The organism is Paraburkholderia sp. (genome assembly GCF_036488505.1).
GTDB lineage: Bacteria > Pseudomonadota > Gammaproteobacteria > Burkholderiales > Burkholderiaceae > Paraburkholderia.
This window is the reverse complement of record NZ_DASXHN010000288.1, coordinates 1-9874: the sequence shown is the minus strand read 5'-3', so window position 1 is coordinate 9874 and position 9874 is coordinate 1. Positions and strand designations below refer to the sequence as shown.

Genomic DNA, 9874 nt, shown 5'->3' with positions numbered 1-9874 from the left:
TGTCTGGATGGGCGTCGACGGGTCCACGCCCGGGGCCCCGCTTCACAATCCGCACTACGACTTCAATGACGACGCATTGACTATCGGTGCGTCGTATTGGGTGAACGTCGTGAAGGCGTTTGGCGCTGCGCGTGGGTGATGCCTCGTGGTCGTCGTGTGTGACCGCGTGCGCTGTAATGGCTGCGGCGCTGCCCAGCGCGAGGCGTCGGGCGTATCGATTCGAGTCTGAACGGGCCGCGCATTCGCGCGGCTAATCATTTGGAGTATCAGTATGAAAATTGGATTTGTAGGACTGGGCGCGATGGGAGCCGCGATTGCGAAAAACCTGATCGGCGCCGGGCACGACGTTCAGGTATTCAACCGGAGTCCGGCACGCGCGGAACCATTGCGCGAAGCCGGCGCGAGCGTCGCGTCGAGTCCCGCGCAGGCGGCGCTGGGAGCCGACGTGGTATTCACGATGGTGGCCGACGATGCCGCTCACGCTGCGGTCACGTTCGGAGAGCAGGGGATCGCCACCACGCTGAAACAGGGTGCGCTGCACATCTCGATGAGCACCATCAGTGTCGCGACCGCGCAGGATCATGCGGCGAGGTACCGTGAAGCCGGTCTTGCTTTCGTGTCAGCGCCGGTGTTCGGCCGGCCCGACGCCGCGGCGGCCAGGAAGCTGTTCATCATGGCGGCCGGAGCGGACGAGCACCTGAAGGTTGCCGTGCCGCTTCTCGAAACGCTTGGGCAGTCGGTGGGCATCGTCGGGCAGGACCCTTCTCAGGCCAATCTGGTGAAGCTGATCGGCAACTTCATGCTGTCCGTGATCATCGAAACGCTGGGCGAAGCGTGTGCCGTGGCGGGCAAGGCCGGCATCGATCCGATGCGTCTGGTCGAGCTGTTGACGAGCGCAAACTTCAACGCGCCGCCTTACAGAATCTATGGTGCGCTGATTGCGTCGCAACAGTTTCAGCCGCCCGGCTTTTCGTTGCCGCTCGGTCAAAAGGACAACCGCCTGATGCTGGCCGCCGCTGAGGCACTTGGCGTTCCGCTGCCGCTGGCCAGTCTCGTGCACGACCGGTTCCTGACGTTGCGCTCGCAAGGCTTCGGCGCCGAGCATGACTGGTCGGCGGTGGCGCTTTGCGCGCTGTCCGATGCCGGCTTGAGCAACGCGCTGCGCGGCGGCTGAGCGCGATGCGTGGATGCCGCTCGCTACGAGCGGCATTCGACGTATCGAACGCTATACGAACACCCGGACGTCGCGTATTGGAGGACCGACGGTGCGATCCGGGGCTCAGGCACCGCGCGAGCGTGGGAGGCCGACCACGCTTCGCATAGACCGGACAGTGAATAGGCTCCGAAGTAGTAAAAACACGACGGGCATGTCGTTCGCGCGCCGTGCACACGCGTTCAGTTGGCGCTGCGCTCCGTTGCCGTCGCGACGAGTGCCGGCGCTGCCGCCACTTCAGCGAGTTCATCGCTCGACCATCCGCCGCCGAGCGCATCCAGCAGTTCTACATTCGCGCTCAGCTGGCGTGTCTGGATATCGAGCAGGCTGCGCTGCGCATCGAGCGCCACTGTCTGCGCCTGCACGACGTCGAGGTAACCCACCACGCCCTGGCGATATTGACGCAACGCGAGGTCCACCGAGTACTGCGCGGCGTTGGCTGCATCCCGTTGCTCGCCCAGCGCGGTGCCGAGATACGACAGCAGCGCAAGGTTGTCTTCGACCTGCTGGAATGCAGACAGCACCACACTGCGGTAACGGTCTCCCGCTTCTTCGGTTGCCGCTTTTGCGGCGTCGAGTTGCGCACGACGATAGCCGCCGTCGAATACGTACTGCACAAGCTGCGGGCCGATCGCCCAGAACAGATTCGGTGCGCTGACCAGGCCGGCATAGGCCGCGCTTTGCACACCACCCTGCAAGCTGAGCATGATGTCCGGGAAGTACGCGGCCCGGGCGACGCCAATTTTTGCATTGGCCTCGGCCACCCGGCGTTCCGCGGCGGCGACATCGGGTCGTCGCTGCAGCAGCGTCGAGGGCAGGCCGGTGGGAATCGCCGGCAACGCGATGGCGGCGGTTTGGGAAGGCAGGCTGAATTCGGACGCCGAGGTTCCCACCAGGACCGCGATCGCGTGTTCTATCAAAGCCCGTTGCGCGAGGTTCTGCGACAGCTGCGACTTCGCCGACGAGAGTTGCGTTTGCGCCCGGGAAACGTCGAGGCCCGACACGATGCCACTGTTGTGCAACGTTTGGGTAAGTTGCAGGGCCTTCGCATACGCGACGACAGTCTCGTTCAACAGCTCGGACTGCTGGTCGAGGCCCCGCAGGCGGACGTAACTGTCCGCCAGTTCGACCTGCAAGCTCAGCCTGACCGAGGCCAGATCGGCCTTGGTCGCCTGCGCCTCGTCCTTGCCGGCCACCACCGAGTCGCGCACGCGGCCCCACAGGTCGAGGTCGTAGTTGATCTGACCGCCAAGCGTGACGGAGTTGTAGTCGTTCGGGCCGCCAGCGCGCAACGGCCGGTTATCGGACTGACGCTCACGCAGCGGCGCAGCATTCACACTGACCGACGGGTACAGTCCCGACTGAACCTGTGCCACAAAGGCCTGTGCTTGTGCATAGTGTGCGTACGCCGCGCGCAAGTCGGTATTGTTGGCCAGCAGCCGTGCTTCGAGATCGTCGAGCTGCGCGTCGCCATACATCTTCCACCAGCCGTTGCGGTCGATCCGGTCGGCGGGCTGTGCGGTGGTCCACGGCCCAAAGGTCTTGTATTGCGCAGCGATCGGCGCCGGCGGGACCCGATATTGCGGCGCGAGCGAGCAGCCGCAGAGCGCGACGACGCTCGCGAGAAGCGCCGGAAGTCGATACTTAACCATGTGCAACTGCCTTCTTGTCAGTCGCCGTTGCAATGTGCACGCTGTCGCCGTCAGCGAGTCCGTCGGGCGGCGTATCGATCACGCGATCCGTGACGGTGAGGCCTGAGCCGATCTCCACTGCGTTGCCCAGGTCGCGGTCGATCTTCACGTGCTTGAACAGCACATGACCGTTCGCGCCAAGCGTGGCGACCACCACGCCGCGGCTATCGAAGACCAGCGCGCTGGCGGGTACGCGAAGCGAATCGGCGGAGGCGGGCAACGAGAATTTCAGGCTGGCGAAGCCACCCGGCAGGAGCTTGCCGTTAGTGTTGTCCACCAGCAGTTGAACCAGCGTCGTGCCCGAACTGGAATTGACCGAGTCTGACGCTGCGACCACGCGCGCGGTGAAGTGCTGGTCGGGATACTCGGGAACGCTCAGGCTGGCGGTCGTGCCGTCGTGTATCGCCGGTGCGTAGTTCTGCGGCACCTGGACATACACGCGTAACTGCTTGACGTCGGAGACCGCGAACAGCTCCTGTCCTATCCCGCCGCTGCCGGCGTTGACCAACGCGCCGACGTCGGTATCGCGCGCGGTCACGACGCCGTCGAATGGCGCCACGATGCGCGCGAAGGCCTTGGTGGCGACGAGCCGGTCAACGTTGGCCTTGGCGGCTGCCACGATCGCCTCTTTCGCGGTGTAGTCGGCGGTGCGCTGGTCGACATCCTGCTGGGCGACCGAATCCGTGCCTCGTAGCGCTTCCCAGCGCTGGGCCGTCGTACCCGCCACTAATGCGTTCGCCTGCGCACTCTGCAGATCCGCGCGCGCCTGCAATAGCTGCTGGTCGAGCTCGGGCGTTTCGATTTCGGCGAGTACCTGCCCGGCTTTGACCGGCGTGCCGATATCGACGCTCCATGATTTCAGATAGCCGCTGACCTGCGCGAAAATCGGCGCCCGCGTAAACGCTTCGAGGCGACCGGGCAGTTGCAGCGAGGGGCCGTTGGCGTCGCGCGACGGCTGGATCACGTTGACGGTCGGTACGGCCTGGGCGTCGGTCCAGGTTTTCAGTTTGCGTGCATCGGCGGCTCGCAGCGTGAGGCCGGCAATGACGATGCCCAGCACGACCAGCAGGCCGATTACGCCTGCGACGACAAGCGGGCGGCGCGACGGTGTATGAGTGGGGAAAGTGGTTTCAGACGACATGAGCAGGACCTCCCGAGACGGATGCCGGGGTAGCCGCGCGCCCTGGGCGCACGTGGACGATACAAAAGATGACAGGGACGAGGAACAGCGAAGCGGTGGTGGCGAACAGCAGACCGCCGATCACGGCGCGGCCGAGCGGCGCGTTCTGTTCACCGCCTTCGCCTAAGGCGAGCGCCATCGGCATCATGCCGATGATCATCGAGAGCGCGGTCATGAGCACCGGGCGAAAACGCGTAAAGCCCGCTTCGAGGGCGGCCTTGAACGGGTCGCCGTGTGCCGCGAGTCGTTCGCGGCAGAAACTGACGACCAGGATCGAGTTGGCCGTCGCTACTCCCATGCACATGATCGCACCGGTCAATGCGGGTACGGAGAGCGTCGTGTGGGTCGCGAACAGCATCCAGACGATGCCCGCCAACGCGGCCGGCAATGCGCTCACGATCACGAACGGGTCGGCCCACGACTGGAAATTGACCACAATCAGCAAATAGATCAACACCACCGCGCCAAGCAGGCCGAACAACATGCCGGCAAATGCAGTGTTCATCGTTTGCACCTGGCCTAGCAGCGCCACGGCCGAGCCCTTGGGCAAGCTGCTGGCGTTGTCGTGCACGATGCGCTGGATATCGGATGCGACCGCGCCGAGGTCGCGGCCCTGGGTGGTCGCGAAGATCTCGACCATAGGCTGGATGTTGTACTGGCTCACTACCTCATTGCTGCTGGTGCGTTCGACTGTCGCCAGACCACCGAGGATCTGGGCGGTGCTTCCGCCGCTGCCGGTGATCGGCAGGTTCTGCAGGGCGGCGAGCGAATCCAGGTTGTATTGCGGCGTTTGCATCACGATCGGATACGACACGCCGTTCGCGTTGTTCAGCCAGAAAGTGGGCGCGACCTGGCTGGAACCCGCGAGGTTCACCACCATGCTGTTCGTCACATCGCGTTCGGTGATGCCGAGCAGTTGCGCGCGCGTGCGGTCGACATCGACGTTGAACGTCGGGTTGTCGCGCGACTGCTCGATTCGTGCGTCGACCACGCCCGGCACGTCGCGAACCTGGCGGAGCAGGCGGTCCGCGTAAGTGTAGTTGGCGTTCAGATTATTGCCGCGAATCTGCAGGTCGATCGGCGCCGGTGAGCCGAAGTTCAGGATCTGACTGATGATGTCCGCCGGCGGGAACGAAAACGTGACGCCCGGGAATTCGCGCGGCAATTGCTCGCGCATCGCGCGGACGTATTCGTCGGTTGGACGATGGCCATCATTTAGCGCTATCTGGATGTCGCCGTCCTGCGAGCCGACCGTACCGGTGTTGTTGTACGCGGTATTGATGCCGCTGACCGGCAGACCCATGTTGTCGACCACGGTGCCGAGATCGGCCGGCGGAATGATCCGACGGATCGAGCCTTCGACGTCCGCGAAAATCTGCGCGGTCTTTTCAACGCGAACGCCGACCGGTGCGCGCACATGCATCAGGATCTGTCCCGAATCGACGGAAGGGAAGAAATTGCGGCCGAGAAACGGCACCAGCGCGAAGGAGAGCACCACAAAGCCGAGGAAGCCACTGACGAACGGACGCCGGTGGGTCAGCGCGAGTTCGAGCAACCCGCGGTAGGCGCCGCGCACGTTTTCGAAGCGCGCTTCGAAGCCACGCTGGAACCGCGCGAGCGGAGAGGGGCGCTTCGTGTCGTGCGCGTGCTCGTCGTGCACATGCTGTTTCAGCAGGTATTTCGCCATCGTCGGCACAAGGGTTCGCGACAGGATGAACGACGCGATCATCGCGAAGATCACCGCTTCAGCCATCGGGACGAACAGGAAGCGTGCGACGCCGCTCAGGAAGAACATCGGCACGAACACGATGCAGATACACAGCAGCGAGACGAACGCCGGCGTGACGATCTGCGCCGCGCCGTCGAGAATAGCGGTCTCCACCTCCTTGCCATGCTCCAGGTGCCAGTTGATGTTTTCAATCGTCACCGTCGCATCGTCGACCAGAATTCCCACCGCTAGCGCAAGACCGCCGAGCGTCATGATGTTCAACGTCTCGCCGAGCGCGGATAGCGTCGCGATCGAGCCGAGGATCGCGAGTGGGATCGAGGTCGCGATGATGATCGTGGAACGCCAACTGCCAAGGAACAGCAGGATCATCAGGCTCGTCAGCACGGCCGCGATCACGCCTTCGCGCGCCACGCCGGTAATGGCCGCTCGCACGAACAGCGACTGGTCACCGATGGGTTCGATCTGCAGGTTAGCGGGCCACGATGCTTTCCCGGCAGCAAGCCGCTCCTTGATGCCGGAGATGATGCCGAGCGTCGAAACGGAACCGTTCTTGAGCACCGACATCAGCACCGAGCGCCGCCCGTCGACATGCACGATATTGGTCTGCGGCGGGCTGCCGTCGCGCACATTCGCGATGTCACGAATATAAACCGTGGTGCCATTGACCGCCTTCACCGGCAGGTCGCCCAAGGCTTTGATTTCCGATGGCGCATTGTTCAGTTGCAACGTGTACTCGTAGTCACCGATTTTCTCAGTGCCTACGGGCGTTATCAGGTTTTGGCCGGCCAGTGCATTCGCCACGTCCTGCGCTGATAAGCCGCGCGCCTGCAGCGCCGCTGGCTCGATGTCGATCTGTACCTGACGTGTCTTGCCGCCGAACGGGTAAGGAATTGCTGCGCCCGCGACCGTGGTGAGAACCGGGCGCACTGCATTCAGGCCCAGGTCGCCGAGGTTCTGTTCAGAGAGTCCCTTGCCAGACAGCGCCAACTGGATGATCGGTACGGTGGACGCGTTGTAGTTCAGGATCAGAGGAGGCGTCGTGCCCGCGGGCAATTGCCGCAATTGAGTTTGCGCGACCGCAGTCACCTGCGCGTTCGCCGTGCTGATATTCACCCCCGGCTGGAAGAATATCTTGATGATCCCGAAGCCGGCGACCGATTCCGCCTCGATATGCTCGACGTCGTTCACGGTGGTCGTCAACGTGCGTTCGAATGGTGAAGTGATGCGGCCGACCATCTGGTCCGGCGGCAGGCCCGTGTACTGCCACACCACGCTGATCACGGGGATCTTGATATCCGGAAAGATGTCGGTTGGCGTTCTCATCGCGGACAACGGGCCGATGATGAGAATGAAGATTGCCAGGACGACGAAAGTATAGGGTCGCCGAAGCGCGGTACGGACCAGGCCGAGCATAAGAATTCCTGAGCTTGGGATAAATCGTCAACGGGTGTTGGCGAAGGCTAGCGCGGCGTGCGATGACCCGCAGCCGCGTGCTGGTACCTGACACAAGCACAGGACGGGCTTGATGTGACGGCATGTTCGACCGCGACGGAATACTGGCTAGGGCTTTGCATAAACTTCATTTCACGAGAACTGCCTGGATGCTTTAGGTCGAATCGGAGAACATGCGTGCATCTGTCGTTTGCCGGGCGTTCAACGGACAAACACGTGTGCGGCAAAGATGATTGCGTTGGTGTACGCGCCGATGTGCCGCAACGCACAAGCGCGAATGTACACAAAGCTCGGCACTTCTGCTGAAGGCCAAATGAAACATCAGGCGTCTGTGAATGCCGGGTGGGCGCGTTCAGCTTTGCCCGCACGCACAGGCAATACGTTGTCGCTGCTGTGAGAGCAAGGTCTGGCAACAGCCGGATAGAGGCGCACGCGCGTCATTCCCTGCAAAGGCTAAGCCTTCAGCGGGTCTTATTACCAATTGTTCAGGATGCACGTGGGACGTCTTTGCGTGCCGGGTGAACTCCAACGTGACGGGCCGAAGTGGCCTTTTGAGCAAAACAGTTGTGTGCAAAAGCGCTGGACTGTGAATAGCTTTCACACTGCCGACAGCTGAGGCAGTCGCCCTATGAGTTTATGGCGAGTACTTCATGCGCTCATCGCTTACCTTTGGAATAAATCGCCGACTGAAATCAGCGCTCTGTCGTCGACGCAACCCACGTCGTAGCAATTAGTTTCCGTCGGGAAATTATGGAACCGTCGAGTGCCTGCTTACAGTGCGCGTCCGGAGTCGGAGCAATGTTCACTGCGAGCAACGCGCACCTCGAAAGCTAGAACTGAAAGCGGACCTTTGTTCGTCGTGTGCTTGCGATCGTCGGCGGCGAGCGATGCTTTCAATCGCACGGCGACCTCCATCTCCCCATTCAAACATCCAAAGCCGACGTTGCCCGTCGGAGTCACCCGTCTAATGAATTTAAGATTCGGTAACGGCGCGTAACTCAAGACGTTGGGGAGCGCCCTACACTTCAGCCCTTGCTCGCTTCTGGACTACTCCATGGCACCGCAACCTTCCCTTGCGATCGACTCCGTACGTGGTTTTGAATTGACCGGCGACGGTCAGTATCTGATGTTCAAGGTCAATCAGGCTTCCCCCATTGCGTTGCACTGCTCAGTCATGCACGAGTTGCTGGCGGCGTTGTCGAACGCCATTGGTGTGTCGGAACGGATCCGCAGCAAAAAGAAGAGCGTGAAATTCGCAATGCCTTGTGAGGCCTGGGAGATCGGCAAGGACGCAGGCGCGGCGGCCCATCTGATTCTTACTTTCCGTCTGCCCGGCGGCGCGGAACTGTCGTTTCGCCTCCAACGCGCTGACGCTGCACACATGACGGAAGTGCTGGCCCTCGTAAGCGGCATCGCAAAGGTGGGCGACCTGTCTGCCATCACGGTGCAATAGAACTCGCGTCTCACCCATCCGCGCGCTGGATCGATATGCGGCACAGCGTATTGCACTCGGGTTTCCACCCTGCGTGTCTACCATTTTGCTTCCCTTCGCATGCCTGTTCAAACTTCAACTGTACGCCGCAGCCGGGCGATGACCCTCGTCGGGTTAAGTGTGGCGGCGGTGCCGGCCTACGCAACCACACCGTTCGTGGCACAAGACATCCGCATCGAGGGATTGCAACGCGTCGAGCCGGGCACCGTGTTCGCTTACCTGCCGATCAAGCAAGGCGACACGTTCACCGACGAGAAAGCATCCGAAGCGATTCGCGCGCTGTACGCTACGGGCTTTTTCAACGACGTCAAGATCGCGACCGAAGGCAACGTCGTCATCGTGCAGGTGCTGGAGCGCCCCGCAATTGGCACGATCGACTTCGCCGGCATCCACGAGTTCGACAAGGACAATCTCAGCAAGGCGCTGCGGGCGGTTGGCTTGTCGCAAGGTCGTTACTACGACAAGGCGCTGGTCGACAAGGCCGAGCAGGAACTCAAGCGCCAGTACCTGACCCGCGGCTACTACGCCGCCGAAGTGACGACCACGATCACGCCGATCGACCGCAACCGCGTGTCGGTGCTGTTCTCGGTAGCCGAAGGTCCGAGTGCAAAGATCAGCCAGATCAACTTCATCGGCAACAAGGCGTTTAGCACGAGTGCGCTGAGCGATGAAATGCAGCTGTCCACGCCGAACTGGTTCTCGTGGTACACGAAGAACGACCTGTACGCGAAAGACAAGTTTACCGGCGACCTCGAAAATGTCCGCTCGTATTACCTGAATCGCGGCTATCTCGAGTTCAGCATCGAGTCGACTCAGGTGTCGATCACGCCGGACAAGAAGCAGATGTATCTGACGGTCACGCTGCACGAAGGCGAGCCGTATACGATTTCGTCCATCAAGCTGGCGGGCAATCTGCTCGATCGCGAAGCGGAGCTGTCCAGGCTGATCAACCTGAAACCGGGTGAGCGCTTCTCGGCTGAAAAGCTGCAAGCCATTACCAAAGCGATCGTCGGCAAGCTGGGCGAATACGGCTATGCGTTCGCTACCGTCAATGCGCAGCCGCAGATCGATCAGGCCAACCACAAGGTCGACCTGACGCTGCAGGTCGACCCGAGCC

At 62.0% G+C, this 9874-nt stretch carries 6 protein-coding genes; 3 read left to right on the top strand and 3 right to left on the bottom strand.

The features are described 5' to 3' along the window. The first annotated feature begins 271 nt into the window (after positions 1 to 271). Positions 272 to 1174, top strand: a complete 903-nt coding sequence (locus VGH68_RS17335; protein WP_331604889.1) for an NAD(P)-dependent oxidoreductase — start codon at positions 272 to 274, stop codon at positions 1172 to 1174. A 221-nt stretch (positions 1175 to 1395) separates the two neighbouring features. On the opposite strand, the gene VGH68_RS17330 is transcribed toward VGH68_RS17335, so the two are convergent. Genes VGH68_RS17330 through VGH68_RS17320 form a run of 3 tightly spaced genes read right to left on the bottom strand, consistent with a single transcriptional unit; the run spans position 1396 to position 7226 of the window. Further along, a complete protein-coding gene (locus VGH68_RS17330) occupies positions 1396 to 2865 on the bottom strand; it encodes an efflux transporter outer membrane subunit (RefSeq protein ID WP_331604888.1) in 1470 nt (489 codons plus the stop codon). Continuing rightward, positions 2858 to 4045 (bottom strand): efflux RND transporter periplasmic adaptor subunit, encoded by a 1188-nt coding sequence (locus VGH68_RS17325; protein ID WP_331604887.1) that lies wholly within the window; start codon positions 4043 to 4045, stop codon positions 2858 to 2860. Before VGH68_RS17325 ends, VGH68_RS17330 begins: the two co-directional genes overlap by 8 nt. Next, positions 4035 to 7226 carry an efflux RND transporter permease subunit gene (locus VGH68_RS17320; RefSeq protein WP_331604886.1) on the bottom strand — a complete coding sequence of 1064 codons (3192 nt, stop codon included), beginning with the start codon at positions 7224 to 7226 and terminating at the stop codon, positions 4035 to 4037. Before VGH68_RS17320 ends, VGH68_RS17325 begins: the two co-directional genes overlap by 11 nt. Positions 7227 to 8319: 1093 nt before the next feature. Here VGH68_RS17320 and VGH68_RS17315 point away from each other — a divergent pair. Together VGH68_RS17315 and bamA are read left to right on the top strand one after the other, a co-directional pair. Then, positions 8320 to 8718 carry a hypothetical protein gene (locus VGH68_RS17315; RefSeq protein ID WP_331604885.1) on the top strand — a complete coding sequence of 133 codons (399 nt, stop codon included), beginning with the start codon at positions 8320 to 8322 and terminating at the stop codon, positions 8716 to 8718. Between the two features lie 138 nt (positions 8719 to 8856). Further along, positions 8857 to 9874 (top strand): outer membrane protein assembly factor BamA (gene bamA / locus VGH68_RS17310; protein ID WP_331604884.1); only part of this gene is annotated, 1018 nt, incomplete at its 3' end.